The 24,535-nt window shown below is 65.1% G+C and carries 24 protein-coding genes and 1 tRNA gene; 19 read left to right on the forward strand and 6 right to left on the reverse strand.

Going from position 1 to position 24,535, the window contains the following annotated elements:
* Positions 1–23: 23 nt before the first annotated feature.
* The 4 genes from AC07O3_RS28880 to AC07O3_RS28895 form a co-directional block, all read right to left on the reverse strand.
* Positions 24–833 carry an ABC transporter ATP-binding protein gene (locus AC07O3_RS28880; RefSeq protein WP_093079890.1) on the reverse strand — a complete coding sequence of 270 codons (810 nt, stop codon included), beginning with the start codon at positions 831–833 and terminating at the stop codon, positions 24–26.
* Entirely contained in the window at positions 830–1,753 is a 924-nt protein-coding gene (gene ntrB / locus AC07O3_RS28885) for a nitrate ABC transporter permease (protein WP_093057862.1), read from the reverse strand. The genes AC07O3_RS28880 and ntrB overlap by 4 nt, the downstream gene beginning before the upstream one ends.
* A 10-nt stretch (positions 1,754–1,763) precedes the next feature.
* The gene (locus AC07O3_RS28890) at positions 1,764–3,008 is read right to left on the reverse strand and encodes a CmpA/NrtA family ABC transporter substrate-binding protein (RefSeq protein ID WP_093079892.1); all 1,245 of its coding nucleotides are present in this window, start codon (positions 3,006–3,008) and stop codon (positions 1,764–1,766) included.
* 343 nt (positions 3,009–3,351) lie between these two features.
* On the reverse strand, positions 3,352–4,614 hold the full coding sequence (locus AC07O3_RS28895) for a nitrate- and nitrite sensing domain-containing protein (protein ID WP_495340937.1): 1,263 nt from the start codon (positions 4,612–4,614) through the stop codon (positions 3,352–3,354).
* 119 nt (positions 4,615–4,733) lie between these two features.
* Between AC07O3_RS28895 and tsaD the strand changes: the two genes are divergently transcribed.
* Positions 4,734–5,774 carry a tRNA (adenosine(37)-N6)-threonylcarbamoyltransferase complex transferase subunit TsaD gene (tsaD, locus tag AC07O3_RS28900; RefSeq protein ID WP_093057859.1) on the forward strand — a complete coding sequence of 347 codons (1,041 nt, stop codon included), beginning with the start codon at positions 4,734–4,736 and terminating at the stop codon, positions 5,772–5,774.
* On the opposite strand, the gene AC07O3_RS28905 is transcribed toward tsaD, so the two are convergent.
* Both AC07O3_RS28905 and AC07O3_RS28910 read right to left on the reverse strand, forming a co-directional pair.
* A complete protein-coding gene (locus tag AC07O3_RS28905) occupies positions 5,731–6,465 on the reverse strand; it encodes an alpha/beta hydrolase-fold protein (RefSeq protein WP_093057858.1) in 735 nt (244 codons plus the stop codon). The genes tsaD and AC07O3_RS28905 overlap by 44 nt on opposite strands.
* A 187-nt stretch (positions 6,466–6,652) precedes the next feature.
* Positions 6,653–7,024: an Hsp20/alpha crystallin family protein gene (locus tag AC07O3_RS28910; protein WP_093057925.1), complete on the reverse strand. Its 372-nt coding sequence runs from the start codon at positions 7,022–7,024 to the stop codon at positions 6,653–6,655.
* Positions 7,025–7,148: 124 nt separating this feature from the next.
* Between AC07O3_RS28910 and AC07O3_RS28915 the strand changes: the two genes are divergently transcribed.
* From AC07O3_RS28915 to nuoI, 18 genes are all read left to right on the forward strand, one after another.
* A complete protein-coding gene (locus tag AC07O3_RS28915; RefSeq protein ID WP_495340938.1) occupies positions 7,149–8,441 on the forward strand; it encodes a branched-chain amino acid ABC transporter substrate-binding protein in 1,293 nt (430 codons plus the stop codon).
* 27 nt (positions 8,442–8,468) lie between these two features.
* Complete coding sequence (locus AC07O3_RS28920; RefSeq protein WP_495340939.1) at positions 8,469–9,641, forward strand: pyridoxal phosphate-dependent aminotransferase; 1,173 nt, start codon at positions 8,469–8,471, stop codon at positions 9,639–9,641.
* Positions 9,642–9,722: 81 nt separating this feature from the next.
* Positions 9,723–10,658, forward strand: a complete 936-nt coding sequence (locus tag AC07O3_RS28925; protein ID WP_495341002.1) for a DMT family transporter — start codon at positions 9,723–9,725, stop codon at positions 10,656–10,658.
* Positions 10,659–10,746: 88 nt separating this feature from the next.
* Positions 10,747–11,013: a 30S ribosomal protein S15 gene (gene rpsO, locus AC07O3_RS28930; protein WP_007837783.1), complete on the forward strand. Its 267-nt coding sequence runs from the start codon at positions 10,747–10,749 to the stop codon at positions 11,011–11,013.
* A gap of 206 nt (positions 11,014–11,219) precedes the next feature.
* Entirely contained in the window at positions 11,220–13,523 is a 2,304-nt protein-coding gene (gene pnp / locus AC07O3_RS28935) for a polyribonucleotide nucleotidyltransferase (RefSeq protein WP_093057854.1), read from the forward strand.
* Positions 13,524–13,613: 90 nt separating this feature from the next.
* Positions 13,614–14,612: an NAD(P)H-quinone oxidoreductase gene (locus tag AC07O3_RS28940; RefSeq protein ID WP_495340940.1), complete on the forward strand. Its 999-nt coding sequence runs from the start codon at positions 13,614–13,616 to the stop codon at positions 14,610–14,612.
* A 20-nt stretch (positions 14,613–14,632) separates the two neighbouring features.
* Positions 14,633–15,397 carry a triose-phosphate isomerase gene (gene tpiA, locus AC07O3_RS28945; RefSeq protein WP_007837775.1) on the forward strand — a complete coding sequence of 255 codons (765 nt, stop codon included), beginning with the start codon at positions 14,633–14,635 and terminating at the stop codon, positions 15,395–15,397.
* Between the two features lie 36 nt (positions 15,398–15,433).
* Positions 15,434–15,835 (forward strand): preprotein translocase subunit SecG, encoded by a 402-nt coding sequence (secG, locus tag AC07O3_RS28950; protein ID WP_495340941.1) that lies wholly within the window; start codon positions 15,434–15,436, stop codon positions 15,833–15,835.
* Positions 15,836–15,954: 119 nt separating this feature from the next.
* Positions 15,955–16,039, forward strand: a tRNA-Leu gene (locus AC07O3_RS28955).
* A 67-nt stretch (positions 16,040–16,106) separates the two neighbouring features.
* Positions 16,107–16,466, forward strand: a complete 360-nt coding sequence (locus tag AC07O3_RS28960) for an NADH-quinone oxidoreductase subunit A (RefSeq protein ID WP_012748607.1) — start codon at positions 16,107–16,109, stop codon at positions 16,464–16,466.
* A gap of 12 nt (positions 16,467–16,478) precedes the next feature.
* Positions 16,479–16,958 carry a NuoB/complex I 20 kDa subunit family protein gene (locus AC07O3_RS28965; protein WP_007837763.1) on the forward strand — a complete coding sequence of 160 codons (480 nt, stop codon included), beginning with the start codon at positions 16,479–16,481 and terminating at the stop codon, positions 16,956–16,958.
* A 13-nt stretch (positions 16,959–16,971) separates the two neighbouring features.
* The gene (locus tag AC07O3_RS28970) at positions 16,972–17,583 is read left to right on the forward strand and encodes an NADH-quinone oxidoreductase subunit C (RefSeq protein WP_093057850.1); all 612 of its coding nucleotides are present in this window, start codon (positions 16,972–16,974) and stop codon (positions 17,581–17,583) included.
* Between the two features lies 1 nt (position 17,584).
* Complete coding sequence (locus AC07O3_RS28975) at positions 17,585–18,838, forward strand: NADH-quinone oxidoreductase subunit D (RefSeq protein ID WP_093057849.1); 1,254 nt, start codon at positions 17,585–17,587, stop codon at positions 18,836–18,838.
* Between the two features lie 10 nt (positions 18,839–18,848).
* Positions 18,849–19,388 carry an NADH-quinone oxidoreductase subunit NuoE family protein gene (locus tag AC07O3_RS28980; RefSeq protein WP_093079910.1) on the forward strand — a complete coding sequence of 180 codons (540 nt, stop codon included), beginning with the start codon at positions 18,849–18,851 and terminating at the stop codon, positions 19,386–19,388.
* The gene (gene nuoF / locus AC07O3_RS28985) at positions 19,388–20,728 is read left to right on the forward strand and encodes an NADH-quinone oxidoreductase subunit NuoF (protein WP_093057847.1); all 1,341 of its coding nucleotides are present in this window, start codon (positions 19,388–19,390) and stop codon (positions 20,726–20,728) included. The genes AC07O3_RS28980 and nuoF overlap by 1 nt, the downstream gene beginning before the upstream one ends.
* A 20-nt stretch (positions 20,729–20,748) precedes the next feature.
* Positions 20,749–22,920: an NADH-quinone oxidoreductase subunit NuoG gene (nuoG, locus tag AC07O3_RS28990; RefSeq protein WP_093079912.1), complete on the forward strand. Its 2,172-nt coding sequence runs from the start codon at positions 20,749–20,751 to the stop codon at positions 22,918–22,920.
* The gene (gene nuoH / locus AC07O3_RS28995) at positions 22,917–23,996 is read left to right on the forward strand and encodes an NADH-quinone oxidoreductase subunit NuoH (protein WP_371127400.1); all 1,080 of its coding nucleotides are present in this window, start codon (positions 22,917–22,919) and stop codon (positions 23,994–23,996) included. The genes nuoG and nuoH overlap by 4 nt, the downstream gene beginning before the upstream one ends.
* 17 nt (positions 23,997–24,013) lie before the next feature.
* A complete protein-coding gene (gene nuoI, locus AC07O3_RS29000; RefSeq protein ID WP_042579825.1) occupies positions 24,014–24,535 on the forward strand; it encodes an NADH-quinone oxidoreductase subunit NuoI in 522 nt (173 codons plus the stop codon).

Here is a 24,535-nt window from a genome sequence, read left to right on the forward strand (position 1 = left end):
GTTGTGCTGGCGCGGGCGCAGCGTCAGGCCGCGACCTTCTCCACGTGCGCCTGGCGCGTGTAGAGGAAATCGATCACCGCCTTGCGTGCGTGCACATAGGCCGGGTCTTCGGCCAGTTCGACGCGGTTGCGCGGGCGCGGAAGGTTCACTGCGAGTACGTCGCCGATGGTGGCGGCAGGGCCGTTGGTCAGCATCACGATGCGGTCGCTCAGCAGCACTGCCTCGTCGACGTCGTGCGTCACCATGACGACGGTGCTGTGCGTCTTCTGCACGATGGCCAGAAGCTCGTCCTGCAGCTTGGCGCGGGTGAGGGCGTCGAGCGCGCCGAAGGGCTCGTCCATCAGCAGCACCTTGGGCTCCATCGACAGCGCGCGCGCAATGCCCACGCGCTGCTTCATGCCGCCGGAGATTTCGCCGGGCCGCTTCTGCGCGGCGGGCGTGAGGCCCACCAGCGCCAGCGCCGCATCGGTTCGCGCGCGCAGCTGCGCTTTGTTTTCGGTGGCTGCGAACACGCGCTCGACCGCGAGGTACACGTTCTCGAAGCAGGTGAGCCAGGGCAGCAGAGAGTGGTTCTGGAACACCACCGCGCGCTCGGGGCCGGGGCCCTTGATTTCCTTGTTGGCGCACAGCAGCGAACCCTCGGTGGGCGTGGTGAGCCCGGCAATCAGGTTCAGCAGCGTCGACTTGCCGCAGCCCGAGTGGCCGATGAGCGTGATGAACTCGCCCTTGGCCACGTTCAGGTTCACGTCGCGCAGCGCGACGAAGCGGCCCTTGGGCGTCTTGAACGCCTGCTCGACCCCGTGGATCTCGATGTACTTGCTGTCGTCGATCATGACTTCACCTCTTCGAATGTGAATGCCGTTGCGAGCTTGATGAGCGCGAACTCCAGCACCAGGCCGACGATGCCGATCACGAAGATCGCGATGATGATGTTGGCGACGTTGAGGTTGTTCCACTCGTCCCACACCCAGAAGCCGATGCCGACGCCGCCCGTGAGCATCTCGGCCGCCACGATCACCAGCCACGCGGTGCCCACGGCCAGGCGCACGCCGGTCAGCATGTAGGGCAGCACGGCGGGAAACAGGATCTTGGTGAGGATCTTCCATTCGCTGAGGTTCAGCACCTTGGCCACGTTCATGTAGTCGCTCGGCACGCGCTGCACGCCCACGGCCGTGTTGATGACCATCGGCCAGATCGAGCAGATGAAGATGGTCCAGATGGCCGCCGGGTTGGCGCCCTTGAACACCAAGAGGCCGATGGGCAGCCAGGCCAGCGGCGACACCGGGCGCAGCAGGCTGATCAGCGGGTTGAACATGCGCGCGAGAAATTCGAAGCGCCCGATCGCGAAGCCGGCCGGAATGCCGACCAGCGCCGCCAGCCCGAAGCCCAGCGCCACGCGCTGCAGCGACGAGAGCACGTTCCAGCCCACGCCCTGGTCGTTCGGGCCCTTGCTGTAGAACGGATCGCTGAACACCGTCACGGCCTGCTGCCAGGTGGCTGCGGGCGTGGGGAAGCCGGTGGTGCTTTTCATGGCCACCACTTCCCAGATCAGCAGCAGCAGGCCGAAGCCCGCCAGCGGCGGCAGCACGCGCATCCAGAAGGCGCGCAGGTCGATGGGCGTGCGCACCCGGGGCTCGGGCGCCGGGGCGGGTGCGGGCTTGGGGGCTGCCGGCCTGGCGGCGACGGAAGGGGCCACTTGCGTCACCTGCGCGGTGGTCGCTTCGAGCGGCGAGTGAAAGACTGCGCTGACCATGTTGTTCTCCCTATGCATGAAGCTTGAACGACTCGGCGTACTTCTTCGGGTCTTTGCCGTCCCAGACCGAGCCGTCGAACAGCTTGCTGGTGCGCATCGTTTCCTTGGGCACCGGCGTCTGCGTGGCTGCGGCAGCCTGCTTGTAGATGTCGATGCGGTTGATCTCGGTGGCCACCTTCAGGTAGTCGGGGTGTTCCTTCAGCAGGCCCCAGCGCTTGTGCTGCGTGAGGAACCACATGCCGTCCGACAGGTACGGGAAGTTCACGGCGCCGCCGTTGTAGAACTTCATGTGGTTGGGGTCGTCCCAGCTCTTGCCCAGGCCGTTGGTGTAGCGGCCCAGGATGCGCTGGTTGATGGCGTCCACGCTGGTGTTGACGTAGCTCTTGTCGGCGATGGTCTCGGCCATCTTGTTCTTGTTCTGCAGGCCGGTGTCGATCCACTTGCCGGCCTCGAGGATGGCGGCGGTCACGGCGCGCGCGGTGTTCGGGTATTTCTTGGTGAACTCGGCCGTGGTGCCGAGCACCTTCTCGGGGTGGTCCTTCCAGATGTCCTGCGTGGTGATGGCCGTGATGCCGATGCCGTCCATGATCGCGCGCTGGCCCCAGGGTTCGCCCACGCAGTAGCCGTCCATGTTGCCCACGCGCATGTTGGCCACCATCTGCGGGGGCGGCACGGTGATGTTCTTCACGTCCTTGAACGGGTCGATGCCGGCGGAGGCGAGCCAGTAGTAGAGCCACATGGCGTGCGTGCCGGTGGGGAAGGTCTGCGCGAAGGTGTATTCGCGCTTCTCGCTGGCGATGAGTTTGGCGAGCGAGGCCGCATCGACCGCGCCCTTGTCCGAGAGCTTCTTCGACAGCGTGATGGCCTGGCCGTTGTTGTTGAGCGTCATGAGCACGGCCATGTCCTTCTTGGGGCCGCTCACGCCGAGGTGCACGCCGTAGACGAGGCCGTAGAGCACGTGCGCCATGTCGAGCTCGCCGTTGACCAGCTTGTCGCGCACGCCGGCCCAGCTGGCTTCCTTGCTGGGGACGATCTTCACGCCGTACTTCTTGTCGATGCCGAGCACCGAGGCCATCACCACGCTGGCGCAGTCGGTCAGCGGGATGAAGCCGATCTTCACTTCTTCCTTCTCGGGCTTGTCCGAGCCCTGGGCCCAGACGGCGGCGCGCAGCGCCGGGTCGATGCCGACGGCGCCGATGGCAGCGGCTTGCAATACGCGGCGTCGGCTGAGGCGGGTTTTGAGCAGGTCGGTCATGGGGCGGGGCTCCGGTTGAAGACAAACAAACAAGAAAGACAAAAACGAAAAGGCGTCCGCACCGCGCAGGGGCTGCTCGAAAACGAGCCCTTGCGGGATGGGGACGCCTTTGTCCGGTTCGGTGGGAGACACCCGCCGTTGGGTGCCGCCTGCCTGAAGACCCATTGAGGGGCCTACGAACTTATTGCTTGCAAGCGGTGTGCCAGCCTTCAGGTGCCATGAGCTGCTATCAAGAAAGTAGCGGGGTGCGGCCGCACAGCATGGGAGAGGGCCCGATCAGGCCGGGAAGCGCCGGATGGCACGGTTGTTGTGCACTGCACCAAGTTGAACGGTCCGGACCGCTTCAGCGCGGCGGCGCGCGGTCGAGCATGGGCAGGTAGTCGGCCATTGCCAGCATCGACTCGGCCACGTCGACCAGCCGCCGTTTCTGGTTCATGGCGGTCTGGCGCAGCATCTTGTGCGCGTCTTCTTCGCTGAGCCGGCGGTGCGCCATCAGCAGGCCCTTGGCGCGTTCGACGATCTTGCGTTCGTTGAGTGAGGCGCGCACGGTTTCGAGTTCGTCGCTCATGGCCTGCAGGCGGTGCGACTGTTCCTGGACCATGTCGAGCACCGAGCGTTCGAGATGGCGGCCGAACTGGGCGGGAGCGGCCGACTGCGCATCGGCGTCGTCGAAGAACAGGGCGCCGGCTTGCGGGGCCAGCGTGTCGAGCAACTGCCGGTATTCCTGCAGCTCGCTGCGCGCCTGCACGGTCTTTCGCTCGCACAGCGCGCGCAGGTCGGCGGCCAGGCGGTCTTCGACGATCTTCATGGCGTCGATGCGGCGGGTGCAGCAGTCGAACCAGGCCTGGCTGAGCGGCACGTCAGCCGGCGTGGAGGCGGCGCCGCGCCGGCGGATGCGTTCGAGCTCGGCCACTTCGGCATCGGGCTGGCTGTTGCGCCACAGCGCGAGCACCGCCTCACCGGAGAAATCGGTGAACACCTGGAAGCAGCGCTCCTGCGATTCGATCAGGTGCAGCCACTGCAGGCGCTGCGCCTCGTCGCTGCGGCCCAGCGCCAGCGCGGCGGAGCCGAAGGCGCGCTCCTGGCCGGCGAATTCCTTGCCCTGCATGAAGTTGAACATCGCGACCAGCAGGCGCGAGATCTCGGGGTCGGTGGCGCCGTCGGCCGCCTCGAACACCACCGACAGCAGGCCGGCGACGAGCTTGGCGAACGCGGCGGTGGACTGCGCCGGCTTCAGTTCGAGCGCATCGATGCGGCGGCGCAGGCCGGGCAGGGCGTCCAGCCCGGGGAGCACCCATGCGATGCGGCTGAACAGGCGCGCGCTGTTGCCGGCGCCCGCGCCGCGGTGGTTGTCGGCCTCGAGCTGGTCGAAGCCGGCGCGCACCTCTTGCTCCAGCGCGATGCATTCGGCGATCTGCGGGCCGCGCTGGTCGGCGAAGCGGGCGCCGCGAGAGGTGAGGAACATGTTCGACATGCCCCGCTCGCGCTGCAGCGCGTGGACGAGGCGGCCGATCAGGCTCACCAGTTCGCTGGTGCGGGCGAGCTGATCCAGCTCGTCGATTTCGCAGCGACGGGCAGCGATCAGAAAACTCAGTCCGGATTTCATGGTGGGAGGGCGCGGGGCTCTGGCATGGTCAACGCAACATCCGTGCCTCGGGGAGTGGAGAGCGCCTCCGTTTGCCCCTTCGCGGGTGCCGGGGGAGGGCGCCGCCTACACTCGGCGGCATGCTCTTGTTGGGAATCGAATCATCCTGCGATGAAACCGGCGTGGCGCTGGTCGAGTCGCACGGCGACGCGCTGCCGCTGCTGCTTTCGCACGCGCTGCACAGCCAGATCGCCATGCACCAGGCTTACGGCGGCGTGGTGCCTGAACTGGCCAGCCGCGATCACATACGCCGCGTGCTGCCGCTGACCGAAGCCGTCATGGCCGAAGCCGGCCGCACGCTGGGCGAGATCGACGTGGTGGCCTACACGCGCGGGCCGGGCCTGGCGGGCGCGCTGCTGGTGGGCGCCGGCGTGGCCTGTGCGCTGGGCGTGGCGCTGGGCAAGCCGGTGCTGGGCGTGCATCACCTCGAAGGGCATCTGCTTTCGCCGTTCCTGAGCGCCGATCCGCCGGAGTTTCCGTTCGTCGCGCTGCTCGTGTCGGGCGGCCACACCCAGCTGATGCGGGTGGACGGCGTGGGCCGCTACGAGCTGCTCGGCGAGACCATCGACGACGCAGCCGGCGAGGCCTTCGACAAGAGCGCCAAGCTCATGGGCCTGCCGTACCCCGGCGGGCCGTGGCTCGCGAAGCTGGCCGAAGGCGGCAGTGCCACGGCCTTCAAGCTGCCGCGGCCGCTGCTGCACAGCGGCGATCTCGATTTTTCCTTTGCCGGCCTGAAGACGGCCGTGCTCACGCAGGCCAAGAAACTCGGCGACCAGCTCGAAGCGAACAAGGCCGACTTGGCAGCGTCCACGCAGGCGGCCATCGTCGAGGTGCTGCTGAAGAAGTCGCTTGCCGCGCTCGACCAGACCGGGCTCAAGCGCCTGGTGGTGGCGGGAGGAGTGGGAGCCAACAGGAATCTGCGCGAACAGCTGAACGCTGCGTGCGCGAAGCGCAAGGTGCGCGTGCACTACCCGGAGCTGCACCTGTGCACCGACAACGGCGCGATGATCGCCATGGCTGCGGCAATGCGGCTGCAGTCAGGGCTGTCGCAGGCGAGCGAGCGCTATGCCTTCGACGTCAGGCCGCGATGGCCCATGGCTTCGCTACCGGAGACTGCGTAAGCAGTTGCTTTGATCGGCCGATTGCCGGCAGCGGCAGCACGTCGAGCACATTGCGCCACAGCTGGCGCCACTGCGGCCAGTCGTGGCCACCCTCGGTCGTGAAGACGCGCCCCGGCGGCAGGGCGTCGGCCAGCAGCTTGTGGTTGCTGGCAAAGCGGTCGTCGAGCCCGAAGCCCAGGTACAGCGGCGGCAGGTTCTGCGACGGCTGGGCTTCCAGGTACTGCTGGAAGAAGGGCCAGAGCTTGCGGTCGGGCTCTTCGTCGGGCTGCGGCCCGGTAGGCGCCTGCCAGGTGCGCAGGCCGCCGGCCTTCTTGATCTCCGCGCCGAGCACCCGGCGTCCCAGGTAGGGCGCGAGCGCCACGATGCCGTCCACCGACCCCGGCCGCGCCAGTTCGTGAATGAGCGCACCGAAGCCGCCGATGGAAATGCCCACGAGCCAGATCGACTTGTAGCCCTTGGCGCGCTGCGGCTCGATGACCTCGGTGTGGAGGCGATCGCTCAGCGTCTGTTCGTAGTAGTAGGAAACATCCGCGTCCACCAACAGGGAGTCGGCCGCCAGATGGCGTTCGCGCACAGCTGCGATGAACCCTTCGCGCTCGAACTCGTCGGGCTTCAGGTACGCCCCGGGCAGGAACACCAGGAGCGTGTCGGATTGTTCGTTGGGGTTGGCGGATTGAAGGTGCGTTTTCATGGTGCCTTTGGGGCACCCGAACCGCACCGTAGCGAGTTCGGTGCGTTTACGAGACGCCCACGAAGAAGAAAGTTCTAAGAAAACGTCACATCATGTGACGTTATCTAGCGCTATTGTGAATAAGGTGCTCGTTTAAAGTCAAAACGAGGCCTTAACTAACATTTTCCTCTTGTGGGCATAGGCCAAATTAGTTGATTTGTAACTGAGTGGCCTGGCTCACGGGGACCAGTTTGCCGAGCTTCAGCGTGAGCACGCCGTTCTCGAGCTTTGCTTCGCTGGTGGCCACGTCGATGTCCTGCGGCAGCTCGTAGGCGGCCTTGAACTGGCGCTTGGCTTCGGCCTTGCTGTCGATGCGCAGCACGGCGCCTTCGATGCTGATCGCGAGGTCTTCGCGCGTGAAACCCGGCACGTCGAGCGAGAGGGTCCAGCTCTTGTCGTCCTGCTCGACCAGCGGCGAGCGGCGGGCACCGGCGAAGGCATCGTTCACGAAGCGTTCGAACGAGCGGTCATAGGCGCGGGGAGCGAAGCGGGCGGTGCGAAGGGTGGGGGCGAAAAACATGATGAAGAACTCCTGAATCAACACAATGGGGACAAGGAATGTGTGTCCCTTACACTGCGCGGCCGTTCAATCGTGAGTGCCGCTTGACACCTCATCTAGGCCCCGCGGCACGCGTTTCAAGACAATGAATCCCCCCTTTATTTGGCGTCGCGAGGCCTTGAAATTCGCGGCGCTGGCGCTATGCGCGAGGCCCTTCGCCGCGCTGGCACAAGCATCGGTTTCATCGCCACCTGCGCCCATTCGCCTGGCACTCATCGAAAGCATGAGCGGCCCCTTCGCCAACACCGGCGAGGCCGTGTTCCGCAATCTGCTGTGGGCGGTGGAGCGCGTGAATGCGCGCGGCGGCATCAAGCTGCCCGGCGGCGCGCGGCCCCTGCAGCTCGACCGCTACGACAGCAAGGGGCAGAACGAAGAAGCGCTCTCCGCGCTGCGCGCCGCGATGGACGACGGCGCGCGCATCGTGCTGCAGGGCAACTCGTCGGCCACGGCCGCGGCGCTGGTCGATGCCATCGACAAGAACAACGAGCGCGACCCGTCGCGGCGCGTGATCTTCCTCAACTACGCGGCGGTCGACCCGGTGCTCACGAACGAGCGCTGCAGCTTCTGGCACTTTCGCTTCGACGCCCATGCCGACATGCGCGTGGCCGCGCTGATGGACGTGGTGAAGGACGACGCAGCGCTCAAGCGCGTCTACCTGATCGGACAGGACTACAGCTTCGGCCAGGCCGTGCTGCGCGAGGCGCGCCGGCAGCTTGGCGCACAGCGGCCCGACGTGGAGATCGTCGGCGACGAACTGCACCCGATGGGCAAGGTGAAAGACTTTGCGCCCTATGCCACCAAGATCATCGCGAGTGGTGCGCAGGCCGTGGTCACGGGCAACTGGGGCAACGACCTCACGCTGCTGGTGAAGGCGGCGCGCGAAGCGGGCTTCAACGGCACCTTCTATACCTTCTACGGCAATGCGCTCGGTGCGCCCGCAGCCATCGGCGATGCGGGCATCGGACGCGTGATCGCGGTGGCCGACTGGCTGCCCAACGTGCAGACGACGCAGTCCGAAGCCTTCTACCGCGCCTTCCGCGCGCGCTTTCCGAAGCCAGCCGAAGACTATGTGCACATGCGGCTGGCGCTGATGATCGAAGCGCTCGTACAGGCCATCGAACGCGCGGGCAGTGTCGACGCGGTGCCTGTGGCACGCGCGCTGGAGCAGGCCGACGTGAGCCTGTACGGCCAGCGCGGGCGCATGCGCGCTGCGGACCACCAGTTCCAGCAGCAGCTCGTGGTCGGCGTGATGGACAGGCAGGGCAGGCCGGGCGTGCAGTTCGACGTCGAAGGCTCCGGCTACGGCTTTCGGGTGGTCAAGACCATCGCCCCCGAGCGCGCCGAGCTGCCGACCTCGTGCAAGATGAAGAGACCTTGATGACGATGATGAACAGGACAACCAGACATGCGTGAAGCCATCCACAACCTCGAAGCATCGAAGATCCGCGAAGTCGCCAATGCCGGCATGGGCCGCGACGACGTGCTGGCCTTCTGGTTCGGCGAAAGCGACGAAGTCACTCCCGAGGTGATCCGCCAGTCGGCCATCGAGTCGCTGCAGCGGGGCGAAACCTTCTACGCCCACAACCTCGGCCTGCCCGAACTGCGCGAAGCCATCGCGCGCTACACCAGCGGGCTGCATCCGGCGGTCGATGCCTCGCGCATCGCCGTCACCTCGGGCGGCGTGAGCGCGCTGATGCTCGCGGTGCAGGCGCTGGTCGATGCGGGCGACGAAGTGGTCGCCGTGACGCCGGTGTGGCCCAACCTGACGGCGCAGCCCGCGATCATGGGCGCGCATGTGCGCACGCTGTCGCTGGTGCCGGTGAAGGGCCAGTGGACGCTCGACCTGCCCGCGTTGCGCGCAGCGGTCACGTCGAAGACGAAGCTGCTGATCGTCAACGCGCCGAACAACCCCACGGGCTGGACCATGACGCGCGACGAGCAGCAGGCCGTGCTCGACCATTGCCGCCAGACCGGCACATGGATCCTGGCCGACGAGGTGTACGAGCGGCTGTACTACGAGCCGACGCCCAATGGCTGCGCGCCGAGCTTCCTCGACATCTCGAAGCCTGACGACCGCCTCGTCGTCACGCACAGCTTCTCGAAGAGCTTCCTGATGACGGGCTGGCGCCTCGGCTGGCTGGTGCTGCCGCCGTCGATGGTGGACGGCATCGGCAAGCTGATCGAGTTCAACACCTCGTGCGCCAGCGTGTTCACGCAGCGCGCCGCCATCACCGCCATCGAGCACACGAGCGAGATCACGCCGCGCGTGGTGGCGCACCTGAAGCAATGCCGCGACACGCTGGTGCCGCTGCTGGCGGCGCTGCCGGGCGTGCAGGTGGCCTCGGCCAAGGGCGGCATGTACGCCTTCTTCCGGCTCGAAGGCTTCGGCGATTCGCTCGAAGTGGCCAAGCGGCTGGTGGCAGAGGCGGGCCTGGGGCTCGCGCCGGGCAACGCCTTCGCACCTGAAGCGCAGGGCTGGCTGCGCTGGTGCTTTGCGTCGAAAGACCCGCAGCGGCTGGTGAAGGGCGTGGAGCGGTTGCGCAACTGGCTGGCGGAACAACAACCCGGCAAGGGCTGAGCCGGCTGCAATTTCGTTCAAGACGCGGCGCGCCGGGGCCGCGAAGCTCGGGCTTTTCTCGAAAGCGAAAGGCTCTGCATGTTGTCGCAACGGTTGAAGGGGATGGCGCTGTGCGCGCTGGCGATGGTCACGGTCGGCAGCACGGTGGTGGCCAGCAAGGTCATCGCGGGCGGGCTGCCGCCGTTCACCGCGACCGCGCTGCGGTTCGCGATGGCGCTGCCGGTGTTCCTTGTGCTGCTGCGGCTGACCCGCACGCCGTGGCCGCGGCCCGGCCGGCGGGATCTGGCGCTGCTGGTGTGCCAGGCGGGGCTGGGGAGCGTGGGCTACACCGTGCTGCTGATCCTGGGCGTGCGCTGGGCGCCGGCAGCCAGTGCGGGCGTGGTGGCGGGCACCTTGCCGGCTGTGGCGGCGCTGGTGGCGGTGATTGCGCTGCGCGAGCGGCCGGGGCGGTTTCTGGTGGGCAGCATCGTGCTGGCGACGGCGGGGGTGCTGGCGATCAGCTGGCCCGGGGCGAGCCAGGCTTCGGCGGGGGACTCAAAATCCCCGGCGGCGCTGATCGGCAACCTGCTGGTTTTGGGCGCGGTGGTTTGCGAGGCGATGTTCATCCTGCTCAACAAGCGCCTGCGGGTGCCGGTGCGTCCGCTGGCGCTGTCGACGCTGATGACGGCCTTCGGGTTGCTCCTGTCGTTGGTGCCGGCGCTGTTCGAGCGAGCCTGGGAGCACCCCTTGCCGGCGGAGGCGCTGGCTGGCGTCGCCTACTACGCGCTGGTGCCGACGGTGCTGGGCTTCGTGCTGTGGTTTGCCGGATCTTCCCGGCTGCGCGGGGCCGAGGCGGCGCTTTTCACTGCCGTTCTACCGGTTTCGGCGCTGGCGCTGGCCGCGCTCTGGCTGGGCGAAAGCATCAGCCTGGCGCAGATCGGCGGGGCAGCCTGCGTGCTGGGCGCCGTGGGGCTGGCTTCGCTCGATGGAAGGCCCTCAAGGGGGCCTGAAAGCCCGATCAGGACGGTCGGGCTATAATTCCAAAGCTTTGCATGCCGCAAGGCGCACGGTGGGTGCAGTTCCAGCGCACACCGCAAGTCAAACATCCCGGAACAAGGAAATCAACATGATCGCAGCCTCCATCAAGGCAGAAGTTGTCAAGGACAACGCCCGCGCCGCCAACGACACCGGCAGCCCCGAAGTGCAAGTCGCACTGCTGACCGCCCGCATCAACGAGCTCACCCCCCACTTCAAGACGCACGCCAAGGACCACCACGGCCGTCGCGGCCTGCTGCGCATGGTGAGCCGCCGCCGCAAGCTCCTCGACTACCTCAAGTCCAAGGACGCCGACCGTTACACCGCGCTGATCGCCAAGCTGGGTCTGCGCAAGTAAATCGAATCGCATGAAAAAACGCCTGGGTTAGTCCGCTAGCTCAGGCGTTTTTTACTTCGCGATCCACTTTCGGAGTGCCCAAACAGAGCGAAGCTGTGTCATTCCAATGAAGTTCGCCCCGAGCTTCGCTGGAATGGCATCGTGTTCTGAGAAGCCTCCGTCTCTTGCGGACTCTGTGTAGTCCGCTATCAAAACAGGAGCAAAACATGAGCCTCTTCAACAAAGTCACCAAGTCGTTCCAATGGGGCGACAAGACCGTCGTCATGGAAACGGGTGAAATCGCCCGCCAGGCCAGCGGCGCCGTGCTCGTCGACATCGACGGCACCGTCATCCTCGCGACCGTGGTTGCCTCCAAGTCGGCCAAGGCCGGCCAGGACTTCTTCCCGCTGACCGTCGACTACATCGAGAAGACCTATGCCGCAGGCAAGATCCCCGGCAGCTTCTTCAAGCGCGAAGCCAAGCCCAGCGAACACGAAACGCTGACCAGCCGCCTGATCGACCGCCCGATCCGCCCGCTGTTCCCCGAAGGCTTCCTGAACGAAGTGCATGTGGTCATCCACACCGTGTCGCTCAACCCCGAAGTCGATGCCGACATCGCCGCCATGATCGGCGTGAGCGCCGCGCTGTCGATCTCCGGCGTGCCGTTCAACGGCCCGATCGGTGCAGCCCGCGTGGGCTACATCAACGGCCAGTACGTGCTGAATCCGGGGCAGACGGCTCGCAAGGATTCGCAGATGGACCTCGTCGTCGCCGGCACGCAATCCGCCGTGCTGATGGTCGAATCCGAAGCCCTGCAGCTAAGCGAAGAAATCATGTTGGGCGGCGTGGTGTTCGGCCACGAGCAAGCCAACATCGCCATCAACGCAATCCATGAACTCGTGCGCGACGCCGGCAAGCCGGTGTGGGACTGGAAGGCTCCCGCCGAAGACGAAGCCTTCGTCGCCAAGGTCAAGGGCCTGGCCGAAGACAAGCTGCGCGCCGTCTATCAAATTCGCAGCAAGCAAGCCCGTACGCAAGCCCTGCGCGAAGCCAACGCCAGTGTGCTCGAGGCACTGAAGGCCGAAGGCGCCGAGTTCGACTCCGGCAAGGTCAGTGACCTGCTGTTCGCCATCGAATCGAAGATCGTGCGCAGCCAGATCCTGTCGGGCGAGCCCCGCATCGACGGTCGCGACACGCGCACCGTGCGCCCCATCGAAATCCGCAACTCGGTGCTGCCCCGCACCCACGGTTCGGCGCTGTTCACGCGCGGTGAAACCCAGGCGCTGGTCATCACCACGCTCGGCACCGAACGCGACGCACAGCGCATCGACGCGCTGGCCGGCGAATACGAAGACCGCTTCCTGTTCCACTACAACATGCCTCCCTTTGCCACCGGCGAAGTGGGCCGCATGGGCTCGACCAAGCGCCGCGAAATCGGCCACGGCCGCCTGGCCAAGCGCGCGCTCGTCGCCGTGTTGCCGAACAAGGAAGAATTCCCGTACACGGTTCGCGTGGTGTCGGAAATCACCGAGTCGAACGGCTCGTCGTCGATGGCTTCTGTCTGCGGCGGCTGCCTCTCGATGATGGACGCCGGCGTGCCCATGAAGGCGCACGTGGCCGGCATCGCCATGGGCCTGATCAAGGAAGACAACCGCTTCGCGGTGCTGACCGACATCCTGGGCGACGAAGATCACCTGGGCGACATGGACTTCAAGGTTGCGGGTACCACCAACGGCATCACCGCGCTGCAGATGGACATCAAGATCCAGGGCATCACCAAGGAAATCATGCAGGTCGCACTGGCGCAGGCCAAGGAAGCGCGCATGCACATCCTGGGCAAGATGCAGGAAGCCATGGGCGAGGCCAAGGCCGAAGTCTCCAGCTTCGCACCGCGCCTGACCACGCTGAAGATCAACCCCGAGAAGATCCGCGACGTGATCGGCAAGGGCGGCTCGGTCATCCGTGGCCTGCAGGAAGAAACCGGCACGACGATCAACATCGACGAAGACGGCACCATCACCATCGCTTCGACCGATCCGGAAAAGGCCGAGCTGGCCAAGAAGCGCATCGAGCAGATCACGGCCGAAGTTGAAATCGGCAAGGTCTACGAAGGCCCGGTCACCAAGATCCTGGACTTCGGCGCGCTCATCAACCTGCTGCCCGGCAAGGACGGCCTGCTGCACATCAGCCAGATTGCGCACGAACGCGTCGAGAAGGTGACCGACTATCTGAGCGAAGGCCAGATCGTCAAGGTCAAGGTTCTGGAAACGGACGAGAAGGGCCGCGTCAAGCTGTCCATGAAGGCCCTGACCGAGCGTCCGGCCGGCATGGAATACAGCGAGCGCCCGCCGCGCGAAGACCGCGGTGACCGTGGCGAGCGCCGTGACCGTGGCGATCGCGGCGACCGCGGTGGTGACCGTGGCGAGCGCGCACCGCGCTTCAACAACGAGCAACAGCAGCCGCGCAACGAGCAGCCGCAGGCTCCGGCCGGCGAGCAGCAGCAACAAGCCCCGCGCGAGCCTCAGGAGTAAGAAGGGCGCAACGGCGGTCCTCCGGCTGCCGTTGCTATCTTTTGAACATCAAGCTTCGCCCCATCTGCGGGCGTTGGAGGCCGAAAGACCATGAAAGCCATTGAAATCACTTCGTACGGTGCCCCCGAGGTGCTGCGCGTTGCGCAGCGTCCCGACCCGGTAGCGGGTGCGGGCGAACTGCTGATCCGTGTGGCGGCAAGTGGCGTCAATCGCCCGGACGTGCTGCAGCGCAAGGGGCACTACCCCGTGCCGCCGGGCGCTTCCGATCTGCCGGGCCTCGAAGTGGCCGGCGAGATCGTCTCGGGTGACGTTGCGGCGCTGGCCGAGGCGGGCTTCAAGGTTGGTGACCGTGTCTGTGCGCTGATCGCCGGTGGCGGCTATGCCGAGCTGTGCGTGGCGCCCGTGGCGCAATGCCTGCCGGTGCCCAAGGGGTGGAGCGACATCGATGCAGCTTCGCTGCCCGAGACCTTCTTCACCGTCTGGAGCAATGTGTTCGACCGCGGCCGCCTGCAAAAGGGTGAGACGCTGCTGATCCAGGGCGGCTCGAGCGGCATCGGCGTCACGGCGATCCAGATCGCCAAGGCGCTCGGTGCGACCGTGATCGTCACGGCCGGCAGCGACGACAAGTGCGAAGCCTGCCTGAAGCTCGGCGCCGACCATGCCATCAACTACCGCACGAGCGACTTCGTCGAAGAGGCGAAGAAGCTCACCGGTGGCAAGGGTGTGGACGTGGTGCTCGACATGGTTGCCGGCGACTACGTGGCGCGCGAGATCGAGTGCCTGGCCGAAGATGGCCGGCTCGTGATCATCGCAGTGCAGGGCGGCGTGAAGAGCGAGATCAATGCGGGCCTCGTGCTGCGCAGGCGGCTCACGATCACCGGCTCGACGCTGCGTCCGCGGCCGGTGGCGTTCAAGGGCGCCATTGCCAAGGCCCTGCGCGAGAAGGTGTGGCCGCTGCTGGAAAGCGGCGCAATCAAGCCCGTGATCCACAGCATCTTTGCGGCGGCGGGCGAGCCCAGCGGCGCAGCCCAGGCTCACGCGCTGATGGAATCGAACCAGCACATCGGCAAGATCGTGCTGACATGGTGAGTGACGAGAAGACGAACGCGATGACGACCAAGAAGAAACTGATCGCTGGCAACTGGAAAATGAACGGCAGCCTGGCTGCCAACGAGGCGCTGGTGAAGGCCTTGCAGCAAGGCCTGGCCGCAAGTCCGGCGGCTTGCGATGTGGCGCTGTGCGCGCCTGCGCCGTACTTCGCGCAACTGCAGTCGCTGCTGGCGGGTTCGCCGGCACTGGCACTGGGCGCGCAGGACATTTCGGCTCATCCGCAAGGCGCCTTCACCGGCGAGCAATCGGCGGCGATGCTGAAGGACTTCGGCGTGCGCTATGCCATCGTCGGTCACTCCGAGCGTCGGCAATACCACGGCGAGACCGATGAAGCGGTCGCGGCCAAGACGGCGGCAGCGCTGGCCAATGGCATCACACCGATCGTCTGTGTCGGCGAAACGCTGGCACAGCGCGAAGCAGGGCAGACCGAAGAAGTCGTCAAGCGTCAGTTGGCAGCGGTCATTCATGTGAACGGTCATTGCATCAGCGAGATCGTCGTGGCGTACGAGCCTGTCTGGGCCATCGGTACGGGCAAGACGGCCACGCCGGAGCAGGCGCAAGCGGTGCATGCGGTGCTGCGCGCGCAACTGCATCACGCAGCGAGCGAGCATGCAGCCGGCATCCAGATTCTTTATGGCGGCAGCATGAACGCCGCCAACGCCGCAGAACTGCTGGCGCAGGCCGACATCGATGGCGGCCTCATCGGTGGCGCTTCGCTCAAGGCGCCCGATTTTCTGCAGATCATTTCCGCCGCTGCGCGCTGAACGCGCAACGGCTGTATCACTTAGGAGTAAGAACGAATGAACCTGGTCCTCAATCTACTGGTCGGTGTGCAGATGCTGACGGCCCTCGCAATGATCGGCCTGATCCTGATCCAGCACGGCAAGGGCGCCGACATGGGTGCGGCCTTCGGCAGCGGCAGTGCCGGCAGCCTGTTCGGTGCCAGCGGCAGTGCCAACTTCCTCTCGCGCACCACGGCTGTGCTTGCTGCGGTGTTCTTCGCATGCACGCTGCTGCTGGCCTATTTCAGCCACGCGCGTCCTGCAGGTGGCGGCAGTCTTCTGGAGCGCGCTGCAGTGGGTGCACCGGCCGCGCCGGCTTCTGGTGCAGCGAGTGAAATTCCTGGTGCGGCGGCTCCCAGTGCGCCTGCTTCGGCTCCTGCTGCCCCGGTTTCGGGCGCGGGTCAGATTCCGAGCAAGTAATCAACTCGTTTTCATGAGTTGCCTGTGAGAAATGGCTTCATTTCAGGGTAAACTCTAAATCTGTTCGGAAAGCCAAATGCCTCTTGCAGGTACCTCATGCCATCCGAGCAGCAAAAACCGCGGTCGTGGTGAAATTGGTAGACACGCTATCTTGAGGGGGTAGTGGCGAAAGCTGTGCGAGTTCGAGTCTCGCCGACCGCACCAAATCTCATCGGCAGAAAGCCTCATCCAGGGGCTTCTCTTGCCGGTGGCAAGCGGTGAAAAACTCTCGATGAATCTCGACTCCTACCTCCCCGTCCTTTTGTTCATTCTGGTCGGAGTCGGCGTAGGCGTCGCCCCTCAGGTCATCGGATACATTCTCGGCCCCAACAGGCCCGACGCCGCAAAGAACGCTCCCTACGAGTGTGGCTTTGAAGCCTTCGAGGACGCACGCATGAAGTTCGACGTGCGCTACTACCTCGTTGCGATTCTCTTCATCCTGTTCGATCTCGAAATTGCCTTTCTCTTTCCGTGGGCCATTGCGCTCAAGGAGATCGGTGCTGTCGGCTTCTGGGCCATGATGATCTTTCTCGCCATCCTCGTCGTGGGCTTCGCCTACGAGTGGAAAAAAGGCGCGCTCGACTGGGAATGACAAGGAATCACGATGGCCATTGAAGGCGTTCTCAAAGAAGGTTTCGTCACCACCACCTACGACTCGGTGGTGAATTGGGCGAAGACCGGATCTCTCTGGCCGATGACCTTCGGCCTCGCATGCTGTGCGGTGGAAATGATGCACGCGGGCGCCGCCCGCTACGACATCGATCGTTTCGGCATGCTGTTTCGGCCCAGCCCACGTCAGTCCGATCTGATGATTGTGGCCGGCACGCTGTGCAACAAGATGGCTCCGGCCTTGCGCAAGGTCTACGACCAGATGCCCGAGCCGCGCTGGGTGTTGTCGATGGGTTCGTGTGCGAATGGCGGTGGTTACTACCACTACAGCTATTCGGTCGTACGCGGCTGCGACCGCATCGTGCCGGTCGATGTCTACGTTCCGGGTTGCCCGCCCACCGCCGAGGCTTTGCTCTACGGCGTGATCCAGTTGCAGCAGAAGATTCGCCGCACCAACACCATTGCCCGCGCCTGAGGGATTGCCGACGATGACTGACTTTGCAATTTCGCCGGAGGTGCTGCGCGCCACCATCGCCGAGACGCTCGGCGCCAAGGCCAAGAGCGTGACGCTTGCCCTGGAAGAGGTGACCGTGGTGGTCGGCGCCGCCGACTACATAGAAGCCGCCTTGCTGCTGCGCGATGCGCCCGGCTGCCGCTTCGAGCAGCTGATCGACCTCTGCGGCATGGACTACTCCGACTACCGCGAAGGTGAGTGGCAGGGCGAACGCTACTGCGTCGTCACGCACCTGCTGTCGGTAAGCCTCAACCAGCGCGTGCGCCTGAAGGTGTTCGCGCCGAACGAAGACCTGCCTGTGGTCGATTCGCTGCAGCCCGTCTGGAATGCCGCCACCTGGTTCGAGCGCGAAGCCTTCGACCTCTACGGCATCGTGTTCGACGGTCACGACGACCTGCGCCGCATCCTGACCGACTACGGCTTCATCGGCCATCCGTTCCGCAAGGACTTCCCGGTGTCGGGTCACGTCGAGATGCGTTACGACGAAGAACAGAAGCGCGTGGTCTACCAGCCGGTTTCCATCGAGCCGCGCGAAATCACCCCGCGCGTGATCCGCGAAGACAACTACGGCGGCGGTTTGCACTGATATGGCCGAAATCAAGAACTACACACTCAACTTCGGTCCCCAGCACCCTGCGGCACACGGCGTGCTGCGCCTGGTGCTCGAGCTGGACGGCGAAGTGATCCAGCGCGCCGACCCTCACATCGGCCTGCTGCACCGCGCGACCGAGAAGCTTGCCGAATCGCGCACCTTCATCCAGTCGCTGCCGTACATGGACCGTCTCGACTACGTGTCGATGATGAGCAACGAGCACGCGTACTGCCTCGCCATCGAGCGGATGATGGGCCTCGAGGTGCCGATCCGCGCGCAGTACATCCGCGTGATGTTCGCCGAGATCACCCGCCTGCTGAATCACCTGCTGTGGCTCGGTGCGCACGGTCTGGATTGCGGTGCGATGAACATGCTCATCTACTGCTTCCGCGAGCGCGAAGACCTGTTCGACATGTACGAAGCCGTGTCCGGCGCGCGCATGCACGCGGCGTACTTCCGTCCGGGTGGCGTCTACCGCGACCTGCCGGATGCAATGCCGCAGTACAAGGTCAGCAAGATCAAGAACGCGAAGGCTATCGAGAAGCTCAACGAGAACCGCCAGGGCTCGCTGCTCGACTTCGTCGACGACTTCTGCAAGCGCTTCCCGAAGATGGTCGACGAGTACGAGACGCTGCTCACCGACAACCGCATCTGGAAGCAGCGCACCGTGGGCATCGGCGTGGTCACGCCGGAGCGCGCGCTGAATCTCGGCTTCACCGGCCCCATGCTGCGCGGCTCGGGCATCGAATGGGATTTGCGCAAGAAGCAGCCCTACGACGTCTACGATCAGATGCAGTTCGACGTGCCCGTCGGCAAGACCGGCGACTGCTACGACCGCTACCTGGTCCGCGTCGAAGAGATGCGCCAGGCCAACAAGATCATCCAGCAGTGCTCGGCCTGGCTGCGTGCCAACCCCGGCCCTGTCATCACTGACAACCACAAGGTCGCCGCGCCCGCGCGCGAATCGATGAAGGCGAACATGGAGGAGCTGATCCACCATTTCAAGCTCTTCACCGAAGGCTTCCACGTGCCCGAAGGCGAAGCGTATGCCGCCGTCGAGCATCCGAAGGGCGAGTTCGGCATCTATCTCGTGAGCGACGGCGCCAACAAGCCGTACCGCCTGAAGATCCGCGCCCCTGGTTTCCCGCACCTCGCCGCCCTCGACGAAATGTCGCGCGGTCACATGATCGCCGACGCTGTCGCGGTGATCGGCACGATGGACATCGTGTTCGGCGAGATCGACAGGTGAGAAAGAGCGAATGACGACTTCCTCGACCCACCATGACGCGGCGCCCTCGGCGCCGTTGAAGACTACGATCCTCGAGCGCTTTGCGCGCGAGGTCGCCAAGTACCCCGAAGCAGGCAAGCAATCCGCCGTGATGGCCTGCCTCGCCATCGTCCAGCAGGACGAGGGCTACGTCAGCCTGCAGCGCGAGCGCGAGATTGCCGAGTACCTCGGCATGGCGCCCATCGCCGTGCATGAAGTGACGACCTTCTACAACATGTACAACCAGCATCCGGTGGGCAAGTTCAAGCTCAACGTGTGCACCAACCTGCCTTGCCAGCTGCGCGATGGCGTCACCGCCCTCGTGCACCTCGAGAAGAAGCTCGGCATCAAGATGGGCGAGACCACGGCCGACGGCCTGTTCACGCTGCAGCAGAGCGAATGCCTGGGCGCCTGCGCCGATTCGCCCGTGATGCTGGTCAACGACCGTACCATGTGCAGCTTCATGAGCAACGAGAAGCTCGACCAGCTCATCGAAGGCCTGCGCGGTTCCACCAAAGGGGAGGCTGCCTGATGTCACCCGAACAAGTGCTCCAGCAGTTCCAGGCGACGGGCGTCCAGACCTGCTTCCATGACCGTCACATCGAGCCGCAGATCTATGCGGGCCTTGACGGCACCAACTGGCGTCTGGCCGACTACGAGGCGCGCGGCGGCTACCAGGCGCTGCGCAAGATCCTCACCGAGGGCCTCACGCCCGACCAGGTGATCGCCGAAGTCAAGGCCTCGGGCCTGCGCGGCCGTGGCGGCGCCGGTTTTCCGACCGGCCTGAAGTGGAGCTTCATGCCCCGCCAGTTCCCGGGCCAGAAGTACCTCGTCTGCAATTCGGACGAAGGCGAACCGGGCACGTGCAAGGACCGCGACATCCTGCAGTTCAACCCGCACATCGTGATCGAAGGCATGGCCATCGCCGCGTATGCGATGGGCATCAGCGTGGGCTACAACTACATCCACGGCGAGATCTTCCAGAGCTACGACCGTTTCGAGGAAGCCCTCGAAGAAGCGCGCGCCGCCGGCTACCTCGGCGACAAGATCATGGGCAGCACGTACAACTTCCAGTTGCACGCCGCCCACGGCTTCGGCGCCTACATCTGCGGCGAAGAAACCGCGCTGCTCGAATCGCTCGAAGGCAAGAAGGGCCAGCCGCGCTTCAAGCCGCCGTTCCCGGCCAGCTTCGGCCTGTACGGCAAGCCGACCACCATCAACAACACCGAGACCTTCGCGGCGGTGCCCTGGATCATCCGCAACGGTGGTCCGGCTTACCTCGAATGCGGCAAGCCGAACAACGGCGGTACCAAGATCTACTCGGTGAGCGGTGACGTCGAGCTGCCCGGCAACTACGAAGTGCCCATGGGCACGCCGTTCTCCAAGCTGCTCGAGCTGGCCGGCGGCGTGCGCAAGGGCCGCACGCTGAAGGCCGTGATCCCCGGCGGATCGTCGGCGCCGGTGCTGCCGGCCGACATCATGATGGCCTGCACCATGGACTACGACTCCATCGCCAAGGCCGGCTCCATGCTCGGTTCGGGCGCGGTGATCGTCATGGACGACAGCCGCTCGATGGTCGAGTCGCTCAAGCGCCTCTCGTACTTCTACATGCACGAGTCCTGCGGCCAGTGCACGCCGTGCCGCGAAGGCACGGGCTGGCTCTACCGCGTGGTGGACCGCATCCACAACGGCCAGGGCAAACCCAGCGACCTGCAACTGCTGGACTCCGTCGCCGGCGACATCATGGGCCGCACCATCTGTGCGCTCGGCGATGCGGCAGCGATGCCGGTGCGCGCCATGATCAAGCACTTCCGTCACGAGTTCGAAGCCCTGATCCCGGGCTACGTTCCGACGGCGCCCGTCAAGGCCTGAGCGCGAGAAGAAACATACTCATGATCGAAATCGAACTCGACGGCAAGAAGGTCGAAGTGACCGAAGGCAGCATGGTGATGCATGCGGCCGACAAGGCGGGCACGTACATCCCGCACTTCTGCTATCACAAGAAACTCAGCATCGCGGCCAACTGCCGCATGTGCCTCGTCGACGTGGAAAAAGCGCCCAAGCCGATGCCGGCCTGTGCCACGCCCGTCACGCAGGGCATGATCGTTCGCACCAAGAGCGAAAAGGCCATCAAGGCGCAGCAGTCGGTCATGGAGTTCCTCCTGATCAACCATCCGCTGGATTGCCCCATCTGCGACCAGGGCGGCGAATGCCAGTTGCAGGACCTGGCCGTTGGCTACGGCGGTTCTTCCTCGCGCTACGAAGAAGAAAAGCGCGTCGTGTTCCACAAGGACGTGGGCCCGCTGATCAGCATGGAAGAAATGAGCCGCTGCATCCATTGCACGCGCTGCGTCCGCTTTGGCCAGGAAGTGGCCGGCGTGATGGAGCTCGGCATGTCGCACCGCGGCGAGCACTCCGAAATCGAAACTTTCCTCGGCGACTCGGTCGACTCCGAACTGTCGGGCAACATGATCGACATCTGCCCGGTCGGCGCGCTCACGAGCAAGCCCTTCCGCTACAGCGCCCGCACGTGGGAACTGTCGCGTCGCAAGTCGGTGAGCCCGCACGACTCCACCGGCGCCAACCTGATCGTCCAGGTCAAGAACAACCGCGTGATGCGCGTGGTACCGCTCGAGAACGAAGACGTCAACGAATGCTGGATTGCCGACCGCGACCGCTTCTCGTACGAAGCGCTCAACGGCCCGGAACGCCTGACGCAGCCCATGCTGAAGCAGGGCGGCCAGTGGCAGCAGGTCGACTGGCAGACGGCGCTCGAGTACGTTGCCAATGGCCTCAAGCAGATCAAGGCCGACCACGGCGCGCAAAGCATCGGCACGCTGGTCAGCCCGCACAGCACGCTCGAGGAGCTGCAGCTCGCAGCCTTGCTCACGCGTGAACTCGGCAGCGACAACATCGACTACCGCCTGCGCAACGCCGAATTCACGGCGTTCGAAGGCGTGCGCTGGCTCGGCACCTCGATCGCTTCGCTCACGCAAGTGCAGCGCGCGCTGGTCGTCGGCTCGAACCTGCGCAAGGAACATCCGCTGTTTGCACAGCGCATCCGCCAGGCCGTGCGCAAGGGCGCCGCGCTGTCGGTGATCACTTCGGCCAGCCTGATGGCTGCCCGCGATGCCTGGGCCATCGACGTGGCGCAGTCGTCCATCGTCGAAGCCGACCAATGGGTCGAGGCGCTGGCCGCAGTTGCTGCCGCCATCGGCCAGACCAATGGCGCAGCCGCGCCCCTGGCACCGAAGAACGCGCCTGACGCCGCCGCGCAAGCCATCGCAGCTTCGCTGCTGAGCGGTGAACGCAAGGCCATCCTGCTCGGCAATGCCGCCGCCCATCACGCACAAGCCAGCAGCCTGCTGGCCCTGGCGAACTGGATCGGTGCGCAGACGGGCGCCACCGTCGGCTACCTGACCGAAGCCGCCAACACCGTTGGCGCGCAGATCGTTGGCGCTTTTCCGAAGAACGGCGGCCTCGATGCAGGTCGCATGCTCGCTGCCGGTTCCGGCCTGAAGGCTGTGATGCTGCTGAACACCGAGCCGGTGTTCGACTCGGCCGCTGGCGCCGCCGCTGCCGATGTCATCGGCAATGCTCAAATGGTCGTCACGCTGAGCCCCTTCAAGGCCAACCTCGAGTTCAGCGACGTGCTGCTCCCGATCGCTCCTTTCACCGAAACCCCCGGTACCTTCGTCAATGCCGAAGGCCGCCTGCAAGGTTTCCATGCCGTCGTGAAGCCGCAAGGCGAAACGCGTCCGGCGTGGAAGGTGCTGCGCGTGCTGGCCAACCTGCTGGGCCTGCCCGGCTTCGCGTTCGAATCGACCACCGAGGTGCTGGCCACCATCGGTGACAAGGGCGCGGTACCGGCGAATGCGCTGAACAACGCCACCTCCGCCAATGCCGTCGCTTCCAGCGGTGCAACTGCTGCACCCGTGGTCGCGAGCATCTACCAGCTCGACTCGATCGTGCGCCGCGCACCGTCGCTGCAACTGACTGCCGACGCGCGCAATGCATCGGCTGGATCGAACGTGTCGGCGCGTGCCGAGGAGGCACTGGCATGATCGTCGACACCATTCATGGCTTCGGCCAGGGGCTGGTTGCCGCAGGCTGGTGGACCGCCGTGGTCTGGCCCCTGATCTGGACGCTGATCAAGATCATCGTGGTCGTGATCCCGCTGATGCTGGCTGTGGCGTACCTCACGCTGTGGGAACGCAAGGCCATCGGCTTCACGCAGATCCGCATCGGCCCGAACCGCATCGGACCGCTGGGCCTGCTCCAGCCGATCGCCGACGCGCTCAAGCTGATGACCAAGGAAATCATTCTTCCGACGGTCGCCAACAAGGGCCTGTTCCTGCTGGGCCCGATCATGACCATCATGCCGGCGCTCGCCGCATGGGCCGTGATTCCCTTCGGCCCCGACGTGGCGCTGGCCAACATCAACGCCGGCCTGCTGTTCGTGATGGCCATCACCTCGCTCGAGGTGTACGGCGTGATCATCGCCGGCTGGGCCTCGAACTCGAAGTACGCCTTCCTGGGCGCGCTGCGCGCCTCGGCACAGATGGTGAGCTACGAAATCGCGATGGGCTTCTGCTTCGTCGTGGTGCTGATGGTCACCGGCAGCCTGAACATGAGCGAGATCGTGAACGTCCAAGGCAAGGGCATGTTCGCCAACATGGGCGTCGGCTTCCTGTCGTGGAACTGGCTGCCGCTGCTGCCGATCTTCGTCGTGTACTTCATCTCCGGCCTGGCCGAGACCAACCGCCACCCGTTCGACGTGGTGGAAGGCGAGTCCGAAATCGTTGCCGGCCACATGATCGAGTACTCGGGCATGAGCTTCGCGATGTTCTTCCTGGCCGAGTACGCCAACATGTGGCTCGTCTCGATCCTGACCGTGGTGCTGTTCCTCGGCGGATGGCTGCCGCCGTTCGAGTTCCTGAGCATCATTCCGGGCTGGATCTGGCTGGGCCTCAAGACCTTCTGCGTGGTCACCATGTTCCTGTGGGTGCGTTCGACGTTCCCGCGCTTCCGCTATGACCAGATCATGCGTCTGGGCTGGAAGATCTTCATTCCCGTCACCCTCGTGTGGCTGGTCGTGGTCGGTGGCTGGATGCAGACGCCGTTCAACATCTGGAAATAACAGGAAGCGCCAACATCATGTCTGCTGCGCACACCGCAACACCGTCCGCGCCGTTCTCGCTCAAGGACTTCCTGGGCAGCTTCATGCTGTTCGAGCTGTTCAAGGGCCTGGCCATTACCGGCAAGTACGCCTTCGCTCGCAAGATCACGGTGCAGTTCCCCGAAGAGAAGACGCCGCTGTCGCCGCGCTTCCGCGGCCTGCACGCGCTGCGCCGCTACGAAAACGGCGAAGAGCGCTGCATTGCCTGCAAGCTCTGCGAAGCCGTCTGCCCGGCGCTGGCCATCACCATCGAATCGGATGTGCGCGACGACGGCTCGCGCCGCACCACGCGCTACGACATCGACCTGACCAAGTGCATCTTCTGCGGCTTCTGCGAAGAGAGCTGCCCGGTCGATTCGATCGTCGAGACGCACATCTTCGAATATCACGGCGAAAAGCGCGGCGACCTGTACTTCACCAAGGACATGCTGCTGGCCGTGGGCGATCGCTACGAAAAAGAAATCGCAGCGAACAAGGCGGCTGACGCCAAGTACCGCTGA

This window comes from Variovorax sp. GW821-FHT09D05, assembly GCF_059416325.1.

Coding starts and splice junctions, on each gene's coding strand:
- AC07O3_RS28970 (WP_093057850.1), top strand. CDS start 16,972: ATGACTGACTTTGCAATTTCGCCGGAGGTGCTGCGCGCCACCATCGCC.
- AC07O3_RS28915 (WP_495340938.1), top strand. CDS start 7,149: ATGAATCCCCCCTTTATTTGGCGTCGCGAGGCCTTGAAATTCGCGGCG.
- nuoH (WP_371127400.1), top strand. CDS start 22,917: ATGATCGTCGACACCATTCATGGCTTCGGCCAGGGGCTGGTTGCCGCA.
- AC07O3_RS28965 (WP_007837763.1), top strand. CDS start 16,479: ATGGCCATTGAAGGCGTTCTCAAAGAAGGTTTCGTCACCACCACCTAC.
- AC07O3_RS28940 (WP_495340940.1), top strand. CDS start 13,614: ATGAAAGCCATTGAAATCACTTCGTACGGTGCCCCCGAGGTGCTGCGC.
- nuoI (WP_042579825.1), top strand. CDS start 24,014: ATGTCTGCTGCGCACACCGCAACACCGTCCGCGCCGTTCTCGCTCAAG.
- nuoF (WP_093057847.1), top strand. CDS start 19,388: ATGTCACCCGAACAAGTGCTCCAGCAGTTCCAGGCGACGGGCGTCCAG.
- rpsO (WP_007837783.1), top strand. CDS start 10,747: ATGATCGCAGCCTCCATCAAGGCAGAAGTTGTCAAGGACAACGCCCGC.
- AC07O3_RS28890 (WP_093079892.1), bottom strand. CDS start 3,008: ATGACCGACCTGCTCAAAACCCGCCTCAGCCGACGCCGCGTATTGCAA.
- AC07O3_RS28980 (WP_093079910.1), top strand. CDS start 18,849: ATGACGACTTCCTCGACCCACCATGACGCGGCGCCCTCGGCGCCGTTG.
- pnp (WP_093057854.1), top strand. CDS start 11,220: ATGAGCCTCTTCAACAAAGTCACCAAGTCGTTCCAATGGGGCGACAAG.
- AC07O3_RS28895 (WP_495340937.1), bottom strand. CDS start 4,614: ATGAAATCCGGACTGAGTTTTCTGATCGCTGCCCGTCGCTGCGAAATC.
- AC07O3_RS28910 (WP_093057925.1), bottom strand. CDS start 7,024: ATGTTTTTCGCCCCCACCCTTCGCACCGCCCGCTTCGCTCCCCGCGCC.
- AC07O3_RS28960 (WP_012748607.1), top strand. CDS start 16,107: ATGAATCTCGACTCCTACCTCCCCGTCCTTTTGTTCATTCTGGTCGGA.
- AC07O3_RS28905 (WP_093057858.1), bottom strand. CDS start 6,465: ATGAAAACGCACCTTCAATCCGCCAACCCCAACGAACAATCCGACACG.
- ntrB (WP_093057862.1), bottom strand. CDS start 1,753: ATGGTCAGCGCAGTCTTTCACTCGCCGCTCGAAGCGACCACCGCGCAG.
- secG (WP_495340941.1), top strand. CDS start 15,434: ATGAACCTGGTCCTCAATCTACTGGTCGGTGTGCAGATGCTGACGGCC.
- AC07O3_RS28920 (WP_495340939.1), top strand. CDS start 8,469: ATGCGTGAAGCCATCCACAACCTCGAAGCATCGAAGATCCGCGAAGTC.
- tpiA (WP_007837775.1), top strand. CDS start 14,633: ATGACGACCAAGAAGAAACTGATCGCTGGCAACTGGAAAATGAACGGC.
- tsaD (WP_093057859.1), top strand. CDS start 4,734: ATGCTCTTGTTGGGAATCGAATCATCCTGCGATGAAACCGGCGTGGCG.
- AC07O3_RS28880 (WP_093079890.1), bottom strand. CDS start 833: ATGATCGACGACAGCAAGTACATCGAGATCCACGGGGTCGAGCAGGCG.
- AC07O3_RS28975 (WP_093057849.1), top strand. CDS start 17,585: ATGGCCGAAATCAAGAACTACACACTCAACTTCGGTCCCCAGCACCCT.
- nuoG (WP_093079912.1), top strand. CDS start 20,749: ATGATCGAAATCGAACTCGACGGCAAGAAGGTCGAAGTGACCGAAGGC.